Genomic DNA, 827 nt, shown 5'->3' with positions numbered 1-827 from the left:
TTGATCCATTAGATCCTCCGTTACCTTCAGACTACGCCGATAATCAATGGTTAACCGAAGATTATCTTTATCAGATTGAAGTGTGGTCTCTAGATAAAACAGATCGTAATTTAGTAGCTCGAAGGATCCAACAAATTCTTTGGGACCAGTTTAACTTTGGTAACTACGGTGGTGGAGTTGATGAGTGGGATCGAGATACCGGTATTTATCGCGAAGCAAGACGATATCGCGGTAAAGCGTATGTAGATCCTTTATAAAGTATTTTTTAATGAGGAGGAAATATTCATGAATAAAGAAAACCTATTAAAGCTGAACTTGCAGCATTTTGCAGAAAACAAAAACTACAAAGCATCAACGGGTGTGGATGAGTTTTATTATGCTGTGTTAGATGAAACCAGTGATACGAGCATTATTAAAGATGCGATTGAGCGCATTCAGTTTGCTCAGACGATTACTGTTGAAATGCCACAAGAAGCTGTTCGAGCTTATGGTGATAATAAAACAGCTGAGATTGCTGTCTCAAACGGTAATGTAACGGTGACAGGTGCTTTTCATAAGTTGCCGGTCGAGGATCGTCAAAGGTTACTTGGACTTGAAACTGTTGATGGTCTTGGCTCTTACGGCGAGGGGGATAACCCTCCATATGTGGCTTGTGTATTCGCCAAAACGCATGAAGACGGATCAAAAGAGTGGGTAGGACTAACCAAAGGGATGTTCATGCGTCCGACGATTAATGCACAAACAAAAGAAAATACGACAGCTTTTCAGAATCAAGAAATCTCAGGTGAATTTATGGAACGTAAAGTTGACGGTTTTGATAAGGAAAA

General features: G+C 40.1%; 1 protein-coding gene and 1 pseudogene. Both read left to right on the top strand.

What is annotated here, in order from left to right; all coding sequences use genetic code 11:
* Nucleotides 1–257 (top strand): annotated as a pseudogene (locus tag ACTWQB_RS17375) (hypothetical protein); the annotation flags it as partial.
* A gap of 28 nt (nt 258–285) precedes the next feature.
* A partial coding sequence (locus tag ACTWQB_RS17370) for a major tail protein (RefSeq protein WP_443140402.1) occupies nt 286–827 on the top strand: 542 nt, incomplete at its 3' end.

Source organism: Piscibacillus sp. B03, assembly GCF_052246295.1.
Lineage (GTDB): Bacteria > Bacillota > Bacilli > Bacillales > Alkalibacillaceae > Piscibacillus.
The sequence above is the reverse complement of the archived record's forward strand: the minus strand, read 5'-3'. Positions and strand labels throughout refer to the sequence as shown.